Below are 23,730 nucleotides of genomic sequence, written 5' to 3'. Positions count from 1 at the left end.
ACATTAGATTATTCAAGTCCCCTCAATATCCCATAATTCAATTTCCAAAATTTCCTTACCCATTCATCTTCCAGCCTATTTTCCCAGTAATAATAAATTGACTTCCTTCTATTACGAACCTAATATAGTTAAGTCAGCAATATGGAAGGTGGTTTATGATGAACGTTCAGGCCCTTTTGCAAATGAATACAATTTTTATTAGTATCCTAATTGAATCCCTTCCCTTCATTTTACTGGGAGTCCTTATATCTGGAATCATCCAAATTTTTGTGTCGGAAGAGATGATTGCAAAAATCATTCCGAAAAATCCGATCTTATCTGTTCTATCCGCAATAGGTGCAGGAGTCTTTTTTCTTGCCTGCGAGTGCGGAATCGTCCCGATCACCCGCCGTTTGATCGCTAAAGGGGTTCCTCTTTCAGCGGCCATTGCCTTTATGCTTTCTGCACCCATTCTCAATCCGATCGTCCTGTTTTCCACCTATATAGCGTTTGGCAATAGCTGGAGCATGGTTTTCTATCGTGGCGGAATTGCATTCGCGGTCGTCCTGATCATTGCATTCATCCTGTCTTTTCAATTTAAGACAAATCAGCTTAAACAGGAACATATCGAACATATACATCACCATAAACTTACATTTAATGACAAAATAACGGGGATGTTCAAACATTCGATTGAAGAGTTCTTTTCTGTTGGAAAATACTTAATCATTGGCGCATTGCTGGCGGCTGCCATTCAAACCTTTTTGAAAACATCCCTATTGCTTGAAATCGGTCAAGGAAAACTATCAGGGAATGCAGTCATGATGGCTTTATCCTATGTCATGTCCTTGTGTTCCCAAGCGGACGCCTTTGTTGCAAGTTCTTTTAGAAGTACCTTCTCTCCCTCTTCACTAGTTGCTTTTCTTGTATTTGGGGCCATGTTTGATATTAAAAATACGATCATGCTTTTAGGTACCTTCAAAACAAAATTCGTTTTATGTTTGATGGCCTATATATTTATTTCCGTCTTAGGCCTAACTTTATTGTTTATTTCTTAAAGAGGGTGTTTTATATGGGAAGATTATTCATATTACTTGGACTTACTTTTTTATTCATGCATTTACACGCCTCAGGGAATATATCGAAATACATTAATATGGAATATTCATATGTTTCACAGATTGCTATCTATATACTGGCAATATTCACTTTAATGGGATCTTACTTATATTTTAAGGAAGGTAATCAAGAAGAAGGTGTTGATTGTCAGTGCGGACATGATCACTCCCGGGAAAATAAGAAATGGAAAAGCAACCTTACTTACTTCCTATACTTCATTCCCATTTTAACCGGTCTCTTTTTACCTGTTGCCACTATGGACTCCAATATTGTAGAAAAAAAAGGTTTTCATTTCCCTGTATATGAAGACTCGGATGAATATAGCCAGCATCAATTCCTGCAGCCGGATACGAGTCTTTATTATGGCAAGGATGACTATTTAACTTTAATGGATAACTCTCTCAAAGGCCTGGTCGATCGTGATAGTCTCCAATTAACAGATGAAAACTATCTAAACGATTTAGAAGCCATCTATTACTCTCCTGGAAAGTTCACTGGCAAACAAATAACGTTAACCGGATTTTCGTACAATTCAGATGAGCTAGCCAAAAACCAGGTATTCCTGTTTCGTTTTGGGGTCATTCACTGTGTCGCTGACTCTGGGGTATTCGGTATGTTAATCGAATTTCCTGAAGGAATGCATCCTAAAAATGATGAGTGGTATTCCGTGACAGGTGAATTGGAATCCATTTATTATCAGCCATTCAAGAAAACCATTCCCCTGCTCAAAGTATCATCACATAGTAAAATCGCTGAACCGGATGATCCCTACGTTTATAGACAATATTAAAAAAATGAATCATGGAAAGGTAAGGATATGCCATCCTTACCTTTCTTTTTAATCACCTAAAACCTCCATTTTTATGAAATGCCCTTTTTATCCATTTATGCGAAATTACAGTATGGCCCTCTTACACTCCACCTAAATCCCATAAATGCCCATTTCCCTGTAGCAAGATTACCCGAAAAATGACGAAAAAGTTGAATTTTATTTATATGGGTCATGTTTTTTATATTCCATACCTTTATAATATAAATGCTAGATATTTTTTTACCACATCAGGAGGAACTTTCCTAAATGAACAATTCTAAAAACTCTTTCATTCTTGCGGGGACCATTATAGGTACCCTAATCGCCGGCACTTCTGCTTATGCTGGTTCTTATCAAGTTAAATCAGGGGACACCCTGGATAAAATCTCTAAAGCCAATAATACAACTGTCCAGCACTTAAAATCTCAAAACCATTTGACTAGTAACCTTATTTTTCCCGGCCAAGTCTTGAAATTTAATACCCTTAACAACCATACAGATAAAAGTAAAGATAAAACCGAAAAATATGTGGTTAAACTTGGGGATTCTTTATCTAAAATTGCCAATAAATATAATGTATCCGTTAGTGCCCTACTTAAATTAAACCCTAATATTTCTAGTTCGGACCGGATATATATTGGCCAAACCATCCGGGTTTCCGGACAAACGGCCGGATCCAGCTCTACGGCTAAAAATCGTTCAAATGCTACATATAAAGTCAAATCCGGGGATACCCTGGGCAAAATTGCCAGAGTCAATAATATGACTGTCCAACAATTAAAGTCTATGAATCATTTGACTAGCACTCTGATTTTTCCAGGTCAGGTCTTGAAGGTTAATGCCATTACCAGCAATCCGGATAAAGGTAAAAATACAACAGGCGTTTATGTCGTTAAATTAGGGGATTCCTTATCAACAATCGCTAAAAGATATAACCTTTCCCTTAGTGCCTTACTTAAAATAAACCCTAACATTTCCAATTCAGATCGTATTCGTATCGGCCAAACCATCCGGGTTTCAGGGAAGGCCTCGGCATCTGCAATTAATAAACCGTCCAAATCCAACAAGGCAGATCAAGTTTTGGCAGCTGGCGCTAAATACTTGGGAGCCAAGTATGTTTACGGTGCGAGCACTTCACGCACTGATGTATTTGATTGCTCTTCATTCACATTAAGAGCATTCCAAAGTGCAGGTATTTCCTTGCCTCGAAATTCAGTGGCCCAATCACACGTTGGTAAAGCTGTATCCTCAAAGGCCCTGCAAAAAGGGGATTTAGTATTTTTCGATACCAATAACGATGGAGTAATCAATCATGTAGGAATTTATGCCGGTAACGGTCAAATGCTGAATGCTTCGACATCTAAAGGTGTATCCTACGCTAACATTAACAATTCCTACTGGGGACCAAGCTTTGTGAAGGCAGTCCGAGTCCTAAACTAAATGATGGTGGCAGTATACGATAAAAAGCAAAAAAGCGTGTTTCGATAAATGATCATACACGCTTTTTTGCTTATGATAATGTTAACTAGCCGCCAACTGGTGTTATGGCTTATACCCCTTCTTTTTGAAGCCATCCTAACTCTCGCATTAAAATATGCTTATAATTCGTTAAAGTATTAAGTCTTTTTTTATAATTGATTTTACGATTAAAAATACTCAAAACACATTAAAATATACAAAATAAACTAAACCTTCACTAGTAAACCCAAATGTATAATAGATACTCGCAGCAATGATAAACACACCCGTTAAAAATATTTTATAATACCAATAATTACTCTTTATCAATAGGTAGAATAAAATATAAAGTTAAGCTAACCTTTTTTATCCTCTCTTTCCTCATACCTGGCGCATTAACCTTGCATTTCCACAATCGCATAATTCAGTTGATTACTGATACAAGCTTAATAATTCCTTTCGTGGCCTATTTCATCCTTCCTTGTCTTTCCTGCATTTCAACCTGCTTTCTATGGACTTTTTCTTCTATAAGATCTATGAACATCTGATTATTGTTGAGATTTTCTTTATTAGACTCTATTAACCGCGCTAATGATACATTTTTACGCATTTTTTGGACCTCCTTCTCTACAGAAATTGCTAGCAGGAAAAAGAATGGTTTTCTCTGCTAAGGAAGAATATTTTTCCTATTACTTCATGATATTTTCATAATACTCTTAGTTTAAAAATTCTTGGTTTCAATTTTGAAATGACCGTTACCAATATCGGTATTGTCATTCTGGGTATATCCTGTTCACTTTTTCAACTAGCATTCTTGTCCTTGATCGGGCCGTGCAGATATAAGTAAGTACATTATCTACATTTCCAACAAAAAAAGGCCTTCATCACAGAAGACCTTTTCAGAAAGTATACTAATAAGAAGAGTAAGTTTGCCTGAGCTTTTTTATTTCAAAAAAGTTCCAGTCGATTCCAGAAATCCGCTCCCTTTCCGCCGACTGTCTGCCAAGCCTCCTCGACGTAAACGTCTCCGGGGTCTCGGCTAGCCAGTTACTCGGCAGGAGTGTCGCAAATTTCTTCCATCCTTTAAGGACTAATGTAAAAAAAACTCAAGGATCACCTCGTCTTAAACTTGGTTCGGGATGAGCCTAGACTACGGTTTTTCTTAAATTTGATTTCAGTCGATTCCAGAAATCCGCTCCCTTTCCGCCGGCTTTCTGCCAATCCACCTCAAAGCAAACGCCTGTGGTGTCTCGGCTAGACCGGTTATTCGGCAGGAGTATTTTCATAATTTTTCAATCTAATGAGGTTTATAAACAAAACATTAAAGTATATTCTAGTGTTTAATCAGGTGTGATTGCATTTCGATCATGGAATTACTTTAGTTTCTCTTGCTCTTCAAGGTACTGCCTTATTTTTTTCAAATAATCCGGTGCATCCATCTGATCTTTCACGACCAGTTCTATAAGGCAAAGTTTATCGGCGTTCATATCTTGGGCATTTGTAATGGCTTCATCCAGTTCACCATTCGTCTCGACTCTTGCTGTGAATGCCTCTTGACCAAATGCTTCAGCCAGTTTTGTATAATTCCACTCTGGTATCTCGTTGTATTTCTGTTTTTCTATATCGACTTTTACGTTTAAGAATTTTTCTATCGTATAGCCGTTATTGTTGAGGATAAACACGATGGGCTTACAGCCGTTCTCCAGCATCGAGCTTATTTCCTGTGCTGTCAGCTGTATCGATCCGTCCCCGGTAAACAAAAGGACACGCCGGTTTCTATCCGCTATACAAGCACCGAAAGCTGCAGGCGTCGCATAACCAATGCTTTGCCAGCCTCCCTGGGCTATGTAGGTCGCCCCTTTCGGCAATCTGACCTGTGACATGCCATAAGAGAATGTTCCTGTTTCCGTGACCACAATGTCATTTTCCTTCAACATTTGCTGAATTCGAGGATAATAGGAAGTCGCTTTCAGTGGTGCAGATGGGTCTTCCACCATTGTGTCAAACGGAAACGAGATGTTTCCGACAGATTCGTTCTGACGGTAGCCAATGTCCTGGAGCGCTTTTAGTATTTCCTCCGCCTTGACATTCATATAGCTGGCTTCCCCCACTTTTAATGTGTCAGGTTGAATTTCCACCATTTTCAACGGGTTAAGCTTTGCTGTACCTTTGGAAGTATTGACGTCTGACCAAACAGTACCAACGGCTATGATCAAATCCGCTTCTTCAACAGTCTCTGTTACATCCTTGCTTCCGAAAGCTCCGCCGTATACACCAATATACTGGGGATGACTCTCATCAAACCCGCTTTTCCCCTGCATCAATGAAGCAACTGGAACATTTAACCTCTCAGCGAGCTGCAGTACGGGTTTCTGCAAGTTATAACGAAGTGTTTTCACGTCGACAAGCAGAACGGCTTTATTTACATGTTCTAACATGCCTTTTATATGCTTCACTGCTGACTGCAAAGCATCGACATTCGTTTTTGTCATGTTTTCTGATGTCTTACCGAGAGAAAGCAATGGTTTTTCAACGAGATCGATAGCCACTACCAAATAAACGGGCTTTTTCTTTTCTTTCGCGATTTTGATTGCAGCCGGTATCTCCCTAGCCGCGTTTTCTGGTGTAAGTATTGCTGTATAACCGGTAATATGCTCATAAACCTTACGGAAAACATCAAAATCTCCATCCATTAACGTATGGTGGGCAAGCTCCTTTTCCTGCTGCATCATGGTCTTTGGCGAGCCGACAATATGGATGAGCGGCACATTTTCACTGTACGCTCCAGCGATTGCATTACATGCGCTCATTTCACCGACACCAAAGGTGGTTATCAGTGCCGACATGCCCTTCACCCGGGCATATGCGTCCGCTGCGTAACCAGCATTGAGTTCATTTCGTCCATTAATAAACTCAATCCCATCGTAATCTTCCAAAGTATCTAGCAATGAGAAATTATAGTCTCCAGGCACACCAAAAATCTCTGTAATGCCTTCTGCTTTTAAGCAGTCGTATAAATATTGTCCCAAGGTTGTGTTTTCAGCCAAGTCAATCACTCCTTCAATCGATTACTCTCTACTTTATTTATACCCAAACATAAGTAGGTTAACCGTATAAGTATCCATTTGCTTTAATGTAGGTGGCGTCTCTATTATTCTAGTTTTAGCTTGATGAATGAAGTGAGTGAGACTATCTCAGGCATGATTCTTATAAAAAATGATTCAATTCCAAATCGAAATATCTGAAAATTCTTGATTTCGCTTCTGTTTTTGATTTATATTTGAATCACCGGCACAGTGATAAGGGGGAAAATGATGAGTGATAACAACGTCAAAAGAGTTTTGGAATGCATTATCAACACATCCAATAATAATATTACCGTGACCGATGAAAAAGGATTCATTTTATTCACGAATCCTAACCATTGGTGGATATATGGAATCGAACCAGAACATTACCTTGGAAAATCCGTTTACCAGCTCGAAACGGAAGGAATCCTTTCACCTTCGATTTCCGCCATGGTATTGAAAGAGAAAACGCCTATCCAGATCATGCAGCAAACGAAGACGGGAAAAATCGTCATGTCGACTGCCTATCCCATCTTTGATGATGATGGTGAATTGATTCGTGTCGTCAGCTATGCCCAAGATCAAACTGAAATCAGGAACCTCCAGGATCAGTACGGTCAATTGGAGAAAAAGATTCAAGAATACCAATCGGAGGTCGAGGAACTAAGGGAACAGGAGGAGTTGATCTATCGCAGCAAGGAAATGCGGCAAATCGCCAAAACGATACACCGTGTTTCCAAAACGGATGCGACAGTCATGCTACTTGGGGAATCCGGTGTGGGAAAGAGCGTCTTCGCCCGCCGGCTGCACAATCAGAGTTACCGCAGCAAAGAGCCATTCATCGAAGTCAACTGCAGTACCATCCCAGAAAGTCTCTTTGAATCCGAAATGTTTGGATATGAAGCGGGATCCTTCACCGGAGCGCAGAAGCAGGGGAAGCAAGGGCTGATCGAACAAGCAGATAACGGAACCTTATTTCTGGATGAAATCGGGGAGCTTCCCCTCGATATGCAAGTGAAGTTATTAAATGTCCTGCAAGAGAAGACCTTTAAAAGAGTGGGAGGAAAAAAAGAGCATAAAATTGATTTCCGGCTTGTGACGGCAACCAATCAAAACCTTGAGGAAATGGTGGAGAAGGGAACATTCAGGCTCGATTTGTATTATCGCTTAAATGTGATTCCCATCCAAATACCGCCGTTACGAGAAAGAAAAGAAGACATTGCCATCTTAATCAATCATAATCTCGAAATCATCAATAAGAAATACAAGTCGGATAAGAAATTGCACCCTTCCACTTACGAAATACTGATTCAGCATAAATGGTCAGGAAACGTGCGTGAATTGGAAAACCTGATCGAACGGCTCATTTTGACCTCGGAAGACTCCATCATTTTCCCAGGCTTTCTCCCCTCCCATTTCCATGGACAAGAATCTTTGGAGAAAATAGATGATACCCTAATGATCGACAATATGATGGTTGATGATAGTGATCTCAATACTGCTCTCGAACAAGTCGAAAAATGGATGTTGATGAAAGCGAGTAAACAATGCAAGTCCACATATGAAATGGCTAAATTCTTAGGTATCAGCCAGCCTTCCGTCGTCAGGAAAATGAAGAAATATAAAGATCATCTGCCTATTAAATAACAGCGGAATAGAAGAATGTTTCAATGCAGTATCCAATTTTTTACCTGTATAAAAAGGAGACCAGCGTTATCGAGGTCTCCTTTTTCTTACTTATTTGACACGCCCGCAGATTCAAATGTTGCCATTTCTTTAATGACCAATGTCGCCGCCTTGAGAATGGGGTATGATAGGGCAGCCCCTGTTCCTTCCCCGATTCTCATTCCCAGGTCGAGGATCGGTTCCTTGCCAAGCAGTTCTATGGCCGCTCTATGACCAGGTTCTGCAGATCGATGTCCAACAAACATATAATCGGCTGCACGGCCGGAAATCAGGTTTGCCAATACAGCAGCCGTTGTTGTAATGAAACCATCAACAAGAATGGGTATACGGTTATTCGCTGCAGCAAGCATGGCCCCTGCCATACCTGCAATTTCGAATCCACCGATATTCATCAAAATGTTGATTGGATCATCAGGATTAGGATTTCTTAATAAAATCGCTTCTTCAATTATTCTTCGCTTATGTAAAATGCCTTCTGACTTCAATCCTGTTCCCTGCCCCACTAGTGATTCGACGCTTTTCCCGCTTATGATGGAGATGATGGCGGTACTGGATGTCGTATTTCCGATTCCCATTTCACCAAGAATCAGGCAGTTCACCCCACGGGCAATCATTTTCTCTGCACGGTCATACCCAATGTCAAGCGCTTGATTTACTTCTTCCTTTGTCATAGCCTCTTCCTTATAAAAGTTTCTAGTTCCATTACGGACTTTTCTGGAAGTTAACCCCGGTGCTTCGATATCTGCATCGATCCCTATATCGACAATGTCCAAGTAAGCATCTATCGCACGGCTTAATACATTGATGGCAGCACCGTCATTCAGGAAATTAAGTGCCATTTGTTCCGTCACTTCTTTTGGATACGCGGAAATCCCTTCTTCCGTAATTCCGTGGTCGGCTGCAAACACGATCACCCCCGGTTTCGAAATGTCCGGAAATGCCTCCCCTGTCATCTTGGCCAGTTCAATTATCCATTCTTCCAGCCGTCCTAAGCTTCCCTGAGGAACCGTCAGCGAATCGACATGTCCTTTAACCTGACGTCCCATTTCTTCATCCAGCATCGGGATGGAAATGGCAGATAAACCATTCTTCATATTAATCCCCCACAATCCAAAATAAAAACCTTAACCATAGGAAAAGGTTCTTATCCATCATCTGCTATAAATACAACTTAGTCCATATCATTATCATCCAAGCTTTCACTTATATTCACTGTGGTCGTTTCACTTCGGCACTCCCATTTCCTTTAAAGGGTAGATGCGAAATTTCACCTTGCCCACAAGTGATTTTTCAGAAATAAAACCAAATCTTCTTCCATCCCAACTATTCCTTCGATTATCCCCCATGACAAACAAATGACCGACAGGTACCTTGGATTTCCCGAGTAAATCACTTAGGGTGAAATTCTCCGTCAGGTTCTCTTCAGGTGGAATTTCTCCTTTTTTTGTATTCAAATATGGTTCTGTATACTTTTTCCCATTGATATATAAGACATCATCTTTCATTTCGACGCTGTCCCCTGGTAAACCGATCACCCTTTTTATATAATTCTCTTCCGCGTCCGGAGCATAAAATACGACCATATCGAAACGCTCCGGCTTTCCGATTTTAGCTACCACGATCCGGTCATCATTTTCATAAGTCGGCTCCATTGATTCACCTTTTACCGTGACTGGCGTAAATAAAAACTGTTGGCAAATGAACACGATCATTAAAGCGAATAAGATAGCTTTCAACCACGAAAACACTTCACTTTTCATATTCTTCACACGGACTCCCTCCCATCCATTGTCAACGGCTAAACCCACGATAATTGCTGTATTTTGGCTAGCAGCGCCAAAAAGAATTCATTAGCTTAATTTGCCGGTCGGTGATTTTTAGAGGAAACATTCCAAAGAAATATCTGGAAAAATTGTAACACATTCATTTATTGCTCGCGAGAATAAATGATTTTTCAGAGCAAATCTCAAACCATGAGAAAAAGGATAGCGATTTTAGCTATCCTTTTTCTTAGTTTGTTCCTCAGAATTTATTCCAAGTCAATATATCATCGAGTGGCAAACGGACTTTTTCAAAGCCTGCTTTAGTTCCTTTTCCAAGGGAAATCAACATGACAGGTTTGAAGTTTTCCGGTACATTGAACGCATCCACAAATTTGGCTTCATCGAACCCTCCCATTGGGACTGTATCGTATCCTTTTGCTTTTGCAGCCAACATGATCTGCATGGAAACCAAGCCACCGTCAATCATGGCTACGCTTAAAGCCTTCTCAGCGGAAAAGTTGCCGTAATTATGCAGAATAGAGGCTACATATGGCTCTTTGATTTCATTCTTCATGATCCCTTTATTGACTAATTCACCATAAATCCGTTCTGCATTTTTGTAACCTTCTATATCAGCTAAAACGGCAATGACAGCAGATGCATCGACGATTTGTTGTTGGTTATTTGCGATGGGTAGCAATTCTTGTTGGGTTTGCTTATCTTGAATCACAAGGAATCTCCATGGCTGTAAGTTGGAAGAAGACGGCGCTTGAATCGCAATCTCCAAGATTTCACGAATTTCCTCTTCAGTCATCACGTATTCAGCGTCGTACTGGCGAACAGATCTCCGTTCTTTTGCTACCGTAATGAAATCCGTATCATTAAGGACTTTCGGCTTTTCAAGCGGTACATTCAATTCTTTAGCTTTATTCAGGTACTCTTCTTTACTCATTATATTTTTTGTCATTGATAATGACCTCCATTTAACTGTAATCATTACAGGAACAGTATATAACGCATACTGTTCTTTTGTCAAATACAGTTTAAGAAAAACGAAACCCTGGCAGTTTCGTTTTTCAAATCAGGATTTTGAAAGTAAATCAGCAATCGTCTTTTGTTCCAAGCCTTGTATAATCCAGCTCTCCATCTCGTTTTTCAAGCCGCATAAAGCTTCGCGGGAAGATGGTTGAAAGCATTTTTTAGCATTCACATCAAGAAAGCCTTTTGAAAAAGGTTCGGATTTAATTGCAGAGTATATATCTGCAAGAATGATTTGTTCGGGATTTTTGGCAAGTGAATATCCCCCATCTCTTCCTTCCTTCGCTTGAATCAGCCCTGCCTTCACTAAATTACTTAATATTTTTCTAAGAAAACCTGACTCCGAATCAAGCTTAACGGCCAATTTATTACTATTGCATAATCCATCATGATCAGCAAGAACAAGCAGGGCTTGTACTGCAAGACTAAACCACATTATACTGGAAACCTTTTCTGCCATTTCTTTCACCTCTCTCCTCTACTTTAAACTATTTTTCATTGAATATACAACGTTACATCGAACATTCCTGCCTAAAAACCTCCTTATAAAACCATCCATCAGGGAAAGCTTGCAGCCCTTTTTGTTTCATAGCAGCGAAAGTAATGGAGAACACAAAAAGAATGGATATATTAGCATCCCACTTGGCCTATTTTATATAGTCTTACATTAAATGCATTTCACCATCTTCAAAAATAAATTGACAAAATTCTTGTCTTACAAATTATATGTTTTGGAATATGGTAAACTTACTTAATAGAATGGATGAGGAAGTGGATGAATGATGCTGAAAACAATAAATGAACAACTCGATAAAGTCATGCCTCTCATCACGCCGATAAGCGTGATTATTGGGGTATTATTGTCCGAACATCTAATGGAATACACCTTTCTTGTTCCATGGATATTTGCCTTCATTACATTTTCCGGGAGTTTAGGCTCTAACTTTAAATCTCTGCAACAGGCAGTCACCCACCCTTTACCCGTTTTCATCGTATTGATCATCCTTCATATGCTTATGCCAATTTGGGCTTTTGGCCTAGGTCATTTAGTGTTTCATGGTGATGCTTTCACAATTACCGGCCTAGTCCTCGCAGTAGTGATTCCAACCGGTGTCACCAGTATGATCTGGGTATCCATTTATAAGGGTAATGCCATACTTGCCCTAACCATCATCTTAATCGACACCCTACTCTCGCCATTCATCGTCCCTTACAGCATTTCCTTTTTCGGAGGCGGTTCGATCGAAATGGATTTGGGGTCGATAGTGAAAGGATTAATCGGAATGGTCGTTCTGCCCTCCATGCTTGCCATGTTCTTGAATCAGGCTACAAAAGGAAAGATTCAATATTCACTAACTCCCCGATTAGCTCCATTCTCCAAGATAAGCGTTGGAATCGTAGTCATATTGAACAGTTCAAAAATAGCGCCTTTCTTAACCCATTTCGATAAGAAAATAATGATCATGGCCTTCTTGGTTTTGTTCATAGCCGCTTCAGGTTATGCCCTTTCTTGGATGGTCGGTGCATGTTTAAGATGGGAAAAGGCGGATATCATCACCTTGACATTTACAGGCGGTATGCGAAACATCAGTGCTGGAGCCGTTCTTGCAACCACCTATTTCCCTGCTGCCGTTGCGGTACCCGTTGTACTTGGCATGCTGTTTCAACAAATGCTTGCCTCCTTTTTTGGGTATGTCATGGAAAGACATTTTCATCGTGGTGTGATTGAAGGGCCATCCGCCGAATGATTATTTCCCAAGCATCCTTTTTCCCTTTCAATTACATTCCAATTATAATAGGGAAGTGGAACATATTTACATGATTATCCATTATAAAATCATTGGGGGTATTGGAGATGAAAGTTGTTGCCATAGTGGGAAGTATCCGTAAAGAGTCATACAACCTTAAGCTAGCCAAATATATTCAAACTAAATATCAAGATCGTTTTGATCTCGAAATCTTGAACATTCGGGATTTACCTTTTTATGATCAAGATATTGAAAATGATCCTCCATTGGTTGTAAAAGAATTTAAAAGCAAAGTGGCCGAAGCAGATGCAGTCTTGTGGGTAACACCTGAATACAACGGGACGATTCCAGGTGTATTGGGCAATGCAATTGATTGGTTATCACGTGTCGATAAAGTCTTGATCGGCAAACCATCATGGATCATGGGTGCGTCAATGGGGCAATTAGGGACGGTAAAAGCTCAATTGCATTTGCGTGAAATCTTATTCGCAATAGGCATCTCCTCCCCACTCCTTCCTGGGAATGAAGTATATGTTGGTGCAGTGCATGACAAAATCGATAACGAAGGCAGGCTTACACATGAGTCAACTGTCCAGTTTATCGATACGGTCGTCGATAATTTCATTAGCTGGTATAATCATCATACTCGTTAATGCTTTACACAAGAATCCCAGCAGGAATGATCCTGCTGGGATTCTTGTTGCATCATAAAAGAGGAATTAAACTCATTTCATCCTCTTCCCGCTTGGAATGCAGGGTATTTTGTCATTCCTCCGTCAGCGAATAGAGTGATGCCCGTTACATAGCTGGACTCTGAAGATGCCAGCCATGCAGCAACCGCAGCAATTTCTTCAGGCTTTCCGATATACCCCATCGGAATCATGCTTTCAAGGTCTTTTTTCTTTTCGGGATCTTCAAGCTTGTCGGCATTTATTGGCGTGGCGATGGCTCCAGGACCAATGCTGTTCACACGGATCCCTTTTGGTGCATATTCAAGAGCTAGGGTTTCCGTAAGCAGCTTCACCCCGCCCTTGCTAGCTGCATAGTGAACGAATAAAGGCCAGGGAATCATCTCATGTACACTGGACATGTTTATAACATTCCCTTTAATACCGTTCTCGACAAAATACTTGATAGCTTCACGGCAGCCTAGGAAATTTCCGGTTAAGTTAGTATTGATTACCCTATTCCAGTCGCTTAACGGCATCTCGTGAGATGGAACCGGATTTTCAATTCCAGCATTATTGATGAATATATCGAGTTTCCCGAAATTCTTTATCGCTGATTGAACAAGGTTAATGACATCTTGTTCACTGGTGACATCGCCTTTTACGGCAATGGCTTCCCCGCCATTTGTTTTGATTTCTTCCATTACACTATCCGCTTCCTCTGATTTGGTGCGATAATTAACCACGACTTTTGCCTTTTCCTTAGCAAAGCGAATGGCCATCGCTTTTCCTAAACCAGTGGATGATCCGGTAATAACAACGACTTTACCTTCTAAATCTGTATACATGTAATCACCCTCCAATTAACTTTTTGCCAATCCCAGCATAATCCCAGCTATGATGATCAAGATAATCCCAATTACAATTCCAATTAGTTGGCGCTTCGTTTTCTTTTCACGTAAAATGAAGATCCCGCCAAGGGTTGAGATGACTATGCCCATCTGCGAAAGTGAAAAACTAGTGGCCACTCCCACACGTGGCTGGGAAATGAATAAAAACATGTTCCCTGCAGCCCATATCAATCCCGGAATGATATTACGAATCGTATATTTGTTAAACGGTTTATGCTTAAAAGTCAATAACAGACCGCCTATCACCATCCCAATCGCTTGAGGGAACAACGCTGACCACCCGTCAACATCAAAAAGACGGGCCACGACCACATAAACCAAATAACCGAATGTCGAGATGAGGAGAATAACAATTCCTTTCTTCAAGTTTCCCGACTTGCCCTCTTTCGATTCTTTATCTTCCAAGGAGGTCAAGATGATTCCTATAATAATGAAGATCAATGCCAATACGCCTAAAATAATCGCCTTCATTGTAGACCATTCGTTAAAAACTATGACCCCGAATAAAGTGGTTGAAATGAGCTGCAATCCTGTTGAAATCGGCATTGTTTTAGAAACTCCCATTAAATCAATGCTCTTAAGCTGATTAGCTTGTCCAACGGCCCAAAACAATCCAGATACGACTCCGACACCAAACACCAAAAGTGACAGCTTAATATCGGCAAAAATATAAACACCAATTGAAAAAATCAAGGCGCCAATCGTTGTACCTAGTGTTTGACTATAGGGTCCACCCCCGAGTTTCACATTAAATAAAACGATGCTTCCCCAGAATAATGCTGGCAAGAGAGCTAATAGTATATCCATTTTCAACCCCCATATATGTAAGTACAAAACTAAGCAGGATATTTCATTTTGTATTCTTTTAATATGTTCGCATTATTTGAAATGACCCTTGGTAATTTTATGAAGTGTTTCCCTAAAAGAATTGTTCAACACAAAAAGAGCTGCAGAAGCAGCCCTTTTGATGATATTGATATTCTTGTAACAGCTACCCGCCATGTTGATGATGTTGCATGTCCATTTCCGAATCTCCACCAACCTTGAAATAATCACGTTCCCAAACAGCCGACGTTCCGATAATGATGATGGAGAACAAGAGGGTCAGAAAGAAAGGAGCAACCCCCCTCCCACATTTTGTCTCTTTTACATCCTCTCTTTTTATATAAAAAGTCACAAAGAATATACTGCATAGGTAAATTAGATCCATCGAAACGAGCATGAAAGTTTGTGAATCAAGAGGCAGCATGACCCCAAGCATGGCTCCCATCATTGCCCCCATCAGAGTTGTTGACAGAGACTCCATAACCGCTGTTAGACCGAATGGTTTTCCGATGATGAAGCCTGCCACTGCACATATTGCGATGGCTAGAACGGTTAAAACCGCCAGCTTGCCGGGCATCAGGAATGACAGCATTAAACTTAAGGTTAAACTTGTCGTCATGCTTAACATCATGACCATGCATTTACCTAGGCCAACACCAATATTCTCTTTTTTCCGATGGGCTATTTTAGAAAAGTAAATTGTATAAGCCACGACTATCATAAAACTGGTCAGCAGCAGCATTCGATTCGTTTCCCCCTTTTCGAGCAATAGTTAGTGAAACGACTGATTTTAATGACAGGAAGAATGACCGTCCATCTGGCAAGCTGAATTCTTTGTTTTTGATGGAGGCACGTCAAGAGCTGGATTCCGATTGAAAAAGCCCGTCGGTTTTAAAATAAAGCTTATATAAGCGGTCGGCATGACTGGCCAATCTTCAGGTCGTGTTATATGATGGTGTCCCATGTTATACCAGACCACAACATCTTCATTTTCAATGGAGCGATCGGCTTTAACCCAATCTTCCAACCCTTCTCCCCCTGCATGTTGATTTGGGTATCGCCCTGAAGCAAACTGTTCTTCAGGATCGAATGGCGTCACCCAAAAATGGTGTTTTAAAAATCCAGCCCGTTTTAATAAAGGCGAATCATCATGGGCGAACGGGAAACAATTCTCCCCAGCAAACAATTTATAACCAACCGGTTCCCCCAATATATTCGTTTTTGAGGGATTGACGATTTTCCAGAAGCGCGCAGTATGCAAATCAAGGTCCCGGACAGCCTCGGATTCATTTTTAAGCAAAGTAGAAACCGGATAAAAACCATTTCCATATGGGTTGTCCGGCCCCTTTTCCATGCTTTTTGTATTGACTTCATAAACTGAATTATTCATTCCATCAACCATCATATCAAGCCTCATATTAAAGAAATGCTGGTGATGTGCAGCAAATAATTGAGGTGCGACTAGATTGCCATGCGGGTGCTTCCGGTTAGGTTCGATGGCTTGTGTATGCAATATGCCTGTCAATTTCACTTCAAACTGTATAGTCCCATCCTGAAAGAAATACCAATAAAATCCGTATTCGTAATTTCCAACTGTCGAAATGCTCGATAAGACCAATCTTCTTGAACGGCGGACTTCAACATGACCTGTCCTCCAATCCGTATGTTTCCACCCAATTCCAAAATCTTCCTCATGCAGACAAATTGCATTTTTAATTTGAATTACATTCCCTTTACTATCCACCAGGTTCGCGTCAAAGTACTTGATCTCACCTAGGCAGTCACACCCAAGTTCAAGTGAATTCGCCAACATGCCAATGCCGTATTCCCCTGCATCAAAAGCATTGTTCCTATTAACCGGATCAGTCGGATCACCATAAGGCACCACCATCTCAGATAAAGAAGCTCTATACAGGATTGGCCGTTGCACTCCATCATCATTGTAACTGATCGTATGAAGAACAAGACCCTCACGGGAGTTGAAACCAAAGCGGATATTCCATTTCTGCCAATCGATCACATGTCCTTCCGTCGTGAAACTTGGTCCTTTAGGCTGAACAATTTCCAAAGGCTTAACATCCTGCCTCATGTTACCTACTTGATCGGGTGTATAATTTCCATCAAGCGGCGGAAATGGTATGACACCTTTATCCACAATCTTGATGACTTCCATCTTATTTAAATCGACAAGGACATATAATCCCGAAATGGGACGTGCATACCCATTATCATATAATGATGAACGGTAATAACATAAAGCCCTGACGATTCGTACATCCATTTCCTCTTCAATTCCAAAATTCCCTGCTGACCATGGGTCGACCATGATATTGTCCATATTCGTAAGCCCCCTTTTGGCAAAGGCTTTTATCATCTCAGGGTGGCTTTTCACAACTTCCTGACACTCCATGAATTCATCGGCCATTATGGATGGCTGCACTCCAGGAATCAGTTTCCATGACGTTATGCTTCCTTCCGTTATGGAAACAACAGCCTCATATGTTTTTCCCTCTTTATTATGAAGAATGATGCAGAATGCTTCTCTCTTGATTTGTTCATCATCACGATAATCCAGAACAATGGATTTTGCAGGTTCAAGTAAGCTGATGTTAGCGAAGCGGTAATGGTCATCCAATCCTTTATCACGTTTTAAAATCTGGACCGTAAGTTTAAGTTCTTCTGCCGTTAATGGATCAAGCGGGTGATTTTCCCTCGTTACTTTCATGCTAGAAGTTTTTTCCATCTTAACCTCTCCCTTTTTGGTAAAATATCATTCTATCCATTAAGTAAACTTTCCTCGAAGTGCCTCGTTCATAAAGTGCAAAATTTCATTTGCCTACCTCATCATCTTCCCCGGAAACTGGTGTCGACTCTTTGGCCCAACAATACTCAATATGATGAAGATAGCCAATATCAGAAAACACATCCCACTCATACCGATTTATCAAGCTGATAGCAGGAAATCCAACTCAATCAAGCTGCCCATGAGGACGCTTCCCTGCCCTTAAACTCCATACCAGTTCAAACCCTGCTCATTCAAATCGATCCACACATTTTTTGTTTCCGTGTACATATCCATCGCTTGGATACCCAGTTCCCTTCCGAAACCGCTTTGCTTCCTGCCGCCAAAAGGTGCTGCACTATCAAGCATGCTAAACGTGTTCACATATACCGTCCCCGCTTTTAACCCCCTTACCATCCGGTGCGCCCGTTTTAAATCATTGGTCCATAAACCTGAAGCCAATCCATACAAGCTGTCATTCGCCTTGTTCAATGCATCCTCTTCATCTTTGAACTTGATAACCGACAAAACCGGCCCAAAAATTTCTTCGCGGGCAATTGTCATTTCATTGGTAACGTTCTCAAAAACAGTAGGCGTGAAGAAATAGCCATTTCCTGCCTCCGTGTTTCTTTCTCCTCCCATGACAAGATTAGCTCCCTGTTCCAGACCGGCCGCTACATATTGTTGAATTTTGTCAAGTTGCTGCAAGGAAACCTGCGGTCCCATTTGGGTCGTATGGTCTAAGGGATTCCCTACACGGATGGATCGCGCTTTCTTCACGAATGATTCCATGAATCGATCATATATGCTTTCCTGCACAAAAAGTCTTGTACCCGAGGCGCATACTTGACCTTGTGCGAAGAAGATACCAAACATGGATCCATTCACTGCATTATCAATTGAAGCATCATCAAAAACTATATTTGGTGATTTCCCCCCTAATTCAAGGCTAATTGGTTTTAAGTTCTTACTTGCTGCCTGCATGATTAGGCGGCCAGTATTCGTTGAACCCGTAAAAGCGATTTTATCGACGTCAGGATGGGAGGAGAGGGCATCACCCGCTATCTTCCCGTATCCCGGAATGACATTGATGACTCCATCTGGAATTCCGACTTCTTGAAAGATTTTAACCAATTCCAGAATGCTAACAGGAGTTTGCTCAGCTGGTTTTATCACAATCGTATTGCCTGCCGCTAAAGCAGGGGCAAGCTTCCACATCGTCAGCATAAGCGGAAAGTTCCAAGGGACTATGGCCCCTATGACACCGATTGGCTCCTTCAAAGTAAAATTGAACCGGTTATTGGGTGAGGCAAGGGTACTTCCCTGGACTTTATTGGCTAATCCCGCATAAAATTCGAGTACATCAATCATGGCTGGCATCGCAATGAATTTTGTTTCATTGATTGGCAGCCCGTTATCTTTTGATTCGACTTCGGCCAGCATATCGGCATTCTCCCACAGTGCCTGTGCGACTTTATTCAATAACCTCCCTCTATCCCCCGGTGCCATTTCAGCCCACGGGCCAGATTCAAACGCCCTTCGTGCAGCTTTTACCGCTAAATCAACATCTTCCGGACCTGCCTCGGCAACTATAGCATTCACTTCATCAGTTGCAGGATTAAATGATTCAAATGTTCTTCCAGATATTGAATCAACCCATCTCCCATCAATGAACAATCGATATTTTTTCCCCATCATCGTTTCCCCTTTCTATTGGACAATCAAAACAACAATCACATATCTATTAACACAATAAGGCTGGTCACTATTTTTTTATTGTAAAAAACGGAACATTCAGAATATTTTTGTATGCATTAAAACCAAAAAAAAGATCCTCGTCACCATGAACGGGATCCTTCAAATGTAATCACTATAAAACAAGAACGTTATATTGGGTTTGAAAATTTCTTTGAAACAGCATCGATGAATTCAGTAGGAGTCAGATAACCAAATTTTTTAAATTCATTAATTAAATGTGATTGATCAAAATACCCATTCTCATTAATCACATCCCAAACTGTAAAGGCCTGTTTATTCAATAACATATGCAGGGAGTTTTGGAACCTCACTATTTGGCTGAATAATTTGGGCGGCATCCCTACATGGGCATCGAATTGCTTTCGCAAGTATCTTGTAGAGTATCCGGTCTCAGCAGCTAATTGATTCATATTTACATTTCCTTTAGAAGAATATATTTTGTTCAAGGAATATTCTATAATTGCCGGCAAACCGTTACACGTAAAAATATTAATCCCTATTTCTTCTTTGAACAGCTTTATTCTTCCATGAAAATCCCGTTCAGTTATTAACCTTTCCATAATGGTAGGTTCAATTTTTAACATATCAGCTAAAGGGATTTGGCGATCGATTACCTCCTTCATGGAATATTTAAAATGCTGGGTTTCCTGCTTAGGCATAAACCTCACACCGAAATATTCACAATTAGCCTGAAAGTTTATCGTTTTGTACTTGAGGACAGTCCCGTACACATCTGCGGAAGGTCTTTCGGGATCGCAATAAAATAATATGTCGATACACCCATCCGGAATGACGGACATTGGATTCATTAAATCCCGATTGATTTTAAATTGATAGAACAATGTAGTGGAATGGTCAGAATTTCTTTGTTTATATTCTATATAATAATCTGATAGAATCTCGAATTCCGGTTGAAATGGAAAATAGTCGAAGTTATTGAAACCCTGAATGATGCTCAGCTACCATCACGCTCCTTTTATATTACACTGTCACCAAAGCCTTTTTACCACTGCAATAAGCTTGCACAATTACTACAGTAATCGTTTGGGATGAGTGGTCATCCGCATCACTACATTTGGCGGGAGAGCCGTTCATCAATCTTCCCACCCCTGGCCATTATCCATATGAGCGTTGTTTTTATAATTTTCGACAAGTATTTCCAAATCCCTTTTGACTGAAAGATTTAAAACAATACCCAACTTACAGAACACTTGGGTTCTCTTTTACCTTCGGTGAAAATAAAAGGCTCTGAGAAAAAGCTCTTGTTTAACTATTGGTCAAGAATACTGAAATATATGGTAAAATGTTCTAGTCAAATCCAGTTTTTAGCCTCTATGTTACGAAAGGAATGTATATATTGGTTTACTTATATGTAATTTTATTTTTCATTTTTGGCTATAGTTTTATATTTACCTTAATTAAAGCTATAAAAGATGAAGTATCCCCACATCTCACTGCAATCCTTTTTCTTGTATGGGCTTCATCAGCAATGATCGTGATGGCAAATTTAATGAGTTTTTAATTAATGTTATTCTTCAACCATCGGGGACGCTTGTTGAAAGACCGATGTAGGGGCAGTCTTTTTAATTCTAAGATTATAAGAAAGCAAACCTTATGTAGGCTTGCTCCTCCAGTTTGAGACAAAAGGGGTTCGGAAAACTTATCTTTTATCAAATGATGTTCCCAAACTCCTCATGTATGGTTTCTAACTAAATGCTATAACAAAGCTGATTGTAGAGCGGAAGGTACGAGACTCCTGCGGGAAAAGCGCGTCTTGGGAGACCCCGCAGGCGTTAGACGAGGAGGCTCGCGGACCGCCCGCGGAAAGCGAGTGCCCTACGTTCCAATCAACGTCCAATTGTATAATCCATTAAAAATACGTAGGCCCAATCATGTAAACCGGGACCCACATTATTTGTAGACGGAAAATTTATCTTTCATCAAATGATGGTCCCAAACCAACACAACTTCAACCCCTCAAGTATGGTTCCTTACTACATACTATAACAAGGTTGAGTGGAGCGGGTGTACGAGACTCCTGCGGGAAAGCGCGTCTTGGGAGACCCCGTAGGCGCAAGCCGAGGAGGCTCGCCCACCGCCCGCGGATAGCGAGTTTCTTGAGCGGAAATCCACGTCCAAATTGTATAAGCCATAAAAAAATGTAGACAAACTCGATGAAAATCGAATTTGTCTACATTCTGCTTCTATATTTCTTAGATATGGAACTTACTTCTTCAAATGATAGGGCACTGTCGTAACAACCACATTTCTTCTATAAAGCAAGTAGGCCTTAATCAGTAAACTTGATTGGTTATGAAGAATATTGTGCCAGCCCTTCTTCGGAATGAATTGGGGGATTATTACCGTAACTTTATAGTTGGATTCACTAGCCTTATGTTCTACTGTGTCCACAAATTTAGTTAGTGGCTGAATGATACTTCTGTAATACGAATTCAGTGTAACGAGCCTTACATCCGGCTGCCATTTTTTCCATTTTTCTTCGAATTTCTTTTCATCTTCTCTTTCAAAAGCGACATAAACGGCAATGACCTGATGTGCAGATAGAGATTTTGCATAATTTAAAGAGTTCTCAACCACATGAGTTATACCGGCCACAGGTACGATAATGATATTTCCTTCAATTGGCAAGATCGGCTCACAAGTTGTAATCCTTAGTTGGTCTCCAACTGCTTCATAATGCTTTCTAATTCGATGAAAAATTAAAATGATGATAGGTAAAAAAATCAAAACAGGCCAAACCTGAATAAATTTGGTTAAAAAGAATATCATCGTGACGATAAAGCTAATTATGGCACCAATTGAATTAATGGTTAATTTCATCATCCAGCCTTTTGGCTTTTCGCGAATCCATTTAACAATCATCCCGGTCTGGGATAACGTAAATGGGATGAATACACCAACCGCATAAAGCGGAATGAGATTTTCCGTATGTCCTTCAACTGCGACTATCAAGATGATGGATGCAAGTCCAAGTATGATAATTCCATTGGAATACCCTAAACGGTCCCCTCTGATCGTAAACGCCCTTGGTATGAATTTATCCTTCGCCAGATTTACCGCAAGCAAAGGGAAAGCCGAATATCCAGTATTTGCCGCAAGTATCAAGATCAATGCAGTTGTACCTTGAATGAAGAAATACATGAAATTCCGTCCAAAGATCTCTTCAGCAATCTGGGAGACGACCGTTACCTCTGCGCTAGGAACAATGCTTAAATAATAGGCTAAGTATACGATTCCCGAAAACAAAACAGCTAGTAAGGAACCCATCGCTATTAATGTTTTCGCAGCATTATTCGGTGCTGGATCTTTAAAGTTCGGGATTGCATTTGAAATCGCTTCGACTCCTGTCAATGCGGAGCTTCCTGATGCAAATGCTCTTAGCAGTATAAATAAACTGATGCCTGCTACCGGAGTCCCGATTGATGCATGCAATTCCGGTGAGACTCCTCCCGTCAGAATTTTGTAAATTCCAACCCCAATCAAGATGAACAAGGCTAAAACGAATAGGTACACCGGATAGGCCAAGACAGATGCCGATTCCGTAACCCCCCTAAGGTTCAAGATAGTAAGTAGGATGACGAAAATAATGGCTATGAGGACATTATAATCATGCAGGCCGGGAAAAGCGGACGTGATGGCATCCGTACCAGCGGAAACACTTACCGCGACAGTTAATATATAATCGACCAATAAGGATCCTCCAGCTATCAACCCTGGATTGACACCTAAATTGTTTTTTGAAACCACATAGGCTCCCCCGCCATGTGGATAAGCGAAAATGATTTGTCTGTAGGACAAAATCAAAGCGGTTAACAGGATCAATACTCCAATCGCGATAGGGATTGAATACCAGAATGCCGCAGCACCGACCGTGATCAGGACAATCAATATTTGCTCCGGCCCATATGCAACCGAAGACAATGCATCTGAAGATAATATCGCCAACGCCTTTGTTTTGTTAAGCTTTTGTTCACCAAGTGCATTTGATTTTAAAGGTCTCCCAATCAAGAACCTCTTTATAGAAGATAACATCAAGAATTCACCACCATGTAATTTATAAGTTTATATTTCCCAGCTGTCTAAAAAAAACGAGAC

General features: G+C 40.6%; 19 protein-coding genes. 6 read left to right on the top strand and 13 right to left on the bottom strand.

Annotation, left to right across the window (positions count from 1 at the left end):
- Positions 1-155: 155 nt before the first annotated feature.
- The 3 genes from ACJ9PY_RS04700 (at position 156) to ACJ9PY_RS04690 (ending at position 3,349) form a co-directional block, all read left to right on the top strand.
- On the top strand, positions 156-1,037 hold the full coding sequence (locus tag ACJ9PY_RS04700; RefSeq protein ID WP_222620109.1) for a permease: 882 nt from the start codon (positions 156-158) through the stop codon (positions 1,035-1,037).
- 14 nt (positions 1,038-1,051) lie between these two features.
- Positions 1,052-1,888, top strand: a complete 837-nt coding sequence (locus tag ACJ9PY_RS04695; RefSeq protein ID WP_098864979.1) for a TIGR03943 family putative permease subunit — start codon at positions 1,052-1,054, stop codon at positions 1,886-1,888.
- Positions 1,889-2,176: 288 nt separating this feature from the next.
- Positions 2,177-3,349, top strand: a complete 1,173-nt coding sequence (locus tag ACJ9PY_RS04690) for a LysM peptidoglycan-binding domain-containing protein (protein WP_411739566.1) — start codon at positions 2,177-2,179, stop codon at positions 3,347-3,349.
- 484 nt (positions 3,350-3,833) lie between these two features.
- Here the strand turns inward: ACJ9PY_RS04690 and ACJ9PY_RS04685 are convergent, their stop codons facing one another.
- Together ACJ9PY_RS04685 and ACJ9PY_RS04680 are read right to left on the bottom strand one after the other, a co-directional pair.
- Positions 3,834-3,977 (bottom strand): hypothetical protein, encoded by a 144-nt coding sequence (locus ACJ9PY_RS04685; RefSeq protein WP_187050520.1) that lies wholly within the window; start codon positions 3,975-3,977, stop codon positions 3,834-3,836.
- 763 nt (positions 3,978-4,740) lie between these two features.
- Entirely contained in the window at positions 4,741-6,414 is a 1,674-nt protein-coding gene (locus ACJ9PY_RS04680; protein WP_411739565.1) for an alpha-keto acid decarboxylase family protein, read from the bottom strand.
- A 264-nt stretch (positions 6,415-6,678) separates the two neighbouring features.
- Here ACJ9PY_RS04680 and ACJ9PY_RS04675 point away from each other — a divergent pair, with 264 nt between their 5' ends.
- Positions 6,679-8,082 (top strand): sigma-54 interaction domain-containing protein, encoded by a 1,404-nt coding sequence (locus ACJ9PY_RS04675; protein WP_054397515.1) that lies wholly within the window; start codon positions 6,679-6,681, stop codon positions 8,080-8,082.
- An 86-nt stretch (positions 8,083-8,168) separates the two neighbouring features.
- On the opposite strand, the gene cobT is transcribed toward ACJ9PY_RS04675, so the two are convergent.
- The 4 genes from cobT to ACJ9PY_RS04655 form a co-directional block, all read right to left on the bottom strand.
- Positions 8,169-9,215 (bottom strand): nicotinate-nucleotide--dimethylbenzimidazole phosphoribosyltransferase, encoded by a 1,047-nt coding sequence (gene cobT, locus ACJ9PY_RS04670; RefSeq protein ID WP_411739564.1) that lies wholly within the window; start codon positions 9,213-9,215, stop codon positions 8,169-8,171.
- Positions 9,216-9,344: 129 nt separating this feature from the next.
- Positions 9,345-9,881, bottom strand: a complete 537-nt coding sequence (gene lepB, locus ACJ9PY_RS04665) for a signal peptidase I (protein ID WP_106026814.1) — start codon at positions 9,879-9,881, stop codon at positions 9,345-9,347.
- Between the two features lie 262 nt (positions 9,882-10,143).
- Entirely contained in the window at positions 10,144-10,851 is a 708-nt protein-coding gene (locus ACJ9PY_RS04660; RefSeq protein ID WP_106026743.1) for a nitroreductase family protein, read from the bottom strand.
- 114 nt (positions 10,852-10,965) lie between these two features.
- Positions 10,966-11,382, bottom strand: coding sequence for an RrF2 family transcriptional regulator (locus ACJ9PY_RS04655; RefSeq protein WP_057275636.1), 417 nt, complete (start codon positions 11,380-11,382; stop codon positions 10,966-10,968).
- Positions 11,383-11,701: 319 nt separating this feature from the next.
- On the opposite strand from ACJ9PY_RS04655, the gene ACJ9PY_RS04650 reads away from it, so the two are divergent.
- Both ACJ9PY_RS04650 and ACJ9PY_RS04645 read left to right on the top strand, forming a co-directional pair.
- Positions 11,702-12,670, top strand: a complete 969-nt coding sequence (locus ACJ9PY_RS04650; RefSeq protein WP_411739563.1) for a bile acid:sodium symporter family protein — start codon at positions 11,702-11,704, stop codon at positions 12,668-12,670.
- A 107-nt stretch (positions 12,671-12,777) separates the two neighbouring features.
- Complete coding sequence (locus tag ACJ9PY_RS04645) at positions 12,778-13,323, top strand: NADPH-dependent FMN reductase (protein WP_057275635.1); 546 nt, start codon at positions 12,778-12,780, stop codon at positions 13,321-13,323.
- Positions 13,324-13,400: 77 nt separating this feature from the next.
- Here the strand turns inward: ACJ9PY_RS04645 and ACJ9PY_RS04640 are convergent, their stop codons facing one another.
- The 7 genes from ACJ9PY_RS04640 to ACJ9PY_RS04610 form a co-directional block, all read right to left on the bottom strand.
- Positions 13,401-14,186, bottom strand: coding sequence for an SDR family oxidoreductase (locus tag ACJ9PY_RS04640; protein WP_057275634.1), 786 nt, complete (start codon positions 14,184-14,186; stop codon positions 13,401-13,403).
- A gap of 15 nt (positions 14,187-14,201) precedes the next feature.
- Positions 14,202-15,056 (bottom strand): RhaT/GlcU family sugar-proton symporter, encoded by an 855-nt coding sequence (locus ACJ9PY_RS04635; protein ID WP_034315121.1) that lies wholly within the window; start codon positions 15,054-15,056, stop codon positions 14,202-14,204.
- Between the two features lie 184 nt (positions 15,057-15,240).
- Entirely contained in the window at positions 15,241-15,816 is a 576-nt protein-coding gene (locus ACJ9PY_RS04630) for a hypothetical protein (protein WP_063577242.1), read from the bottom strand.
- 48 nt (positions 15,817-15,864) lie between these two features.
- Positions 15,865-17,817, bottom strand: a complete 1,953-nt coding sequence (locus ACJ9PY_RS04625; protein ID WP_063577243.1) for a primary-amine oxidase — start codon at positions 17,815-17,817, stop codon at positions 15,865-15,867.
- 261 nt (positions 17,818-18,078) lie between these two features.
- Entirely contained in the window at positions 18,079-19,551 is a 1,473-nt protein-coding gene (locus tag ACJ9PY_RS04620) for an aldehyde dehydrogenase family protein (RefSeq protein WP_063577244.1), read from the bottom strand.
- 191 nt (positions 19,552-19,742) lie between these two features.
- A complete protein-coding gene (locus ACJ9PY_RS04615; protein WP_197483719.1) occupies positions 19,743-20,456 on the bottom strand; it encodes a helix-turn-helix domain-containing protein in 714 nt (237 codons plus the stop codon).
- 1,384 nt (positions 20,457-21,840) lie between these two features.
- Positions 21,841-23,667 carry an APC family permease gene (locus ACJ9PY_RS04610; protein ID WP_098864973.1) on the bottom strand — a complete coding sequence of 609 codons (1,827 nt, stop codon included), beginning with the start codon at positions 23,665-23,667 and terminating at the stop codon, positions 21,841-21,843.
- Positions 23,668-23,730 lie beyond the last annotated feature (63 nt).

The sequence above is a fragment of the Peribacillus sp. S4 genome (genome assembly GCF_046715815.1).
In the GTDB taxonomy this organism is placed as follows: Bacteria; Bacillota; Bacilli; order Bacillales; family DSM-1321; genus Peribacillus; species Peribacillus frigoritolerans.
This window is presented reverse-complemented; position numbering and strand designations above follow the sequence as displayed.

What these genes read in the sequence shown, in the direction of transcription:
- ACJ9PY_RS04655 (WP_057275636.1), bottom strand. Translation starts at nt 11,382, where the DNA reads ATGGCAGAAAAGGTTTCCAGTATAATGTGGTTTAGTCTTGCAGTACAA.
- cobT (WP_411739564.1), bottom strand. Translation starts at nt 9,215, where the DNA reads ATGAAGAATGGTTTATCTGCCATTTCCATCCCGATGCTGGATGAAGAA.
- ACJ9PY_RS04650 (WP_411739563.1), top strand. Translation starts at nt 11,702, where the DNA reads ATGATGCTGAAAACAATAAATGAACAACTCGATAAAGTCATGCCTCTC.
- ACJ9PY_RS04610 (WP_098864973.1), bottom strand. Translation starts at nt 23,667, where the DNA reads ATGTTATCTTCTATAAAGAGGTTCTTGATTGGGAGACCTTTAAAATCA.
- ACJ9PY_RS04625 (WP_063577243.1), bottom strand. Translation starts at nt 17,817, where the DNA reads ATGGAAAAAACTTCTAGCATGAAAGTAACGAGGGAAAATCACCCGCTT.
- ACJ9PY_RS04640 (WP_057275634.1), bottom strand. Translation starts at nt 14,186, where the DNA reads ATGTATACAGATTTAGAAGGTAAAGTCGTTGTTATTACCGGATCATCC.
- ACJ9PY_RS04675 (WP_054397515.1), top strand. Translation starts at nt 6,679, where the DNA reads ATGATGAGTGATAACAACGTCAAAAGAGTTTTGGAATGCATTATCAAC.
- ACJ9PY_RS04630 (WP_063577242.1), bottom strand. Translation starts at nt 15,816, where the DNA reads ATGCTGCTGCTGACCAGTTTTATGATAGTCGTGGCTTATACAATTTAC.
- ACJ9PY_RS04645 (WP_057275635.1), top strand. Translation starts at nt 12,778, where the DNA reads ATGAAAGTTGTTGCCATAGTGGGAAGTATCCGTAAAGAGTCATACAAC.
- ACJ9PY_RS04690 (WP_411739566.1), top strand. Translation starts at nt 2,177, where the DNA reads ATGAACAATTCTAAAAACTCTTTCATTCTTGCGGGGACCATTATAGGT.
- ACJ9PY_RS04660 (WP_106026743.1), bottom strand. Translation starts at nt 10,851, where the DNA reads ATGACAAAAAATATAATGAGTAAAGAAGAGTACCTGAATAAAGCTAAA.
- ACJ9PY_RS04700 (WP_222620109.1), top strand. Translation starts at nt 156, where the DNA reads ATGATGAACGTTCAGGCCCTTTTGCAAATGAATACAATTTTTATTAGT.
- ACJ9PY_RS04695 (WP_098864979.1), top strand. Translation starts at nt 1,052, where the DNA reads ATGGGAAGATTATTCATATTACTTGGACTTACTTTTTTATTCATGCAT.
- lepB (WP_106026814.1), bottom strand. Translation starts at nt 9,881, where the DNA reads ATGAAAAGTGAAGTGTTTTCGTGGTTGAAAGCTATCTTATTCGCTTTA.
- ACJ9PY_RS04635 (WP_034315121.1), bottom strand. Translation starts at nt 15,056, where the DNA reads ATGGATATACTATTAGCTCTCTTGCCAGCATTATTCTGGGGAAGCATC.
- ACJ9PY_RS04685 (WP_187050520.1), bottom strand. Translation starts at nt 3,977, where the DNA reads ATGCGTAAAAATGTATCATTAGCGCGGTTAATAGAGTCTAATAAAGAA.
- ACJ9PY_RS04620 (WP_063577244.1), bottom strand. Translation starts at nt 19,551, where the DNA reads ATGGGGAAAAAATATCGATTGTTCATTGATGGGAGATGGGTTGATTCA.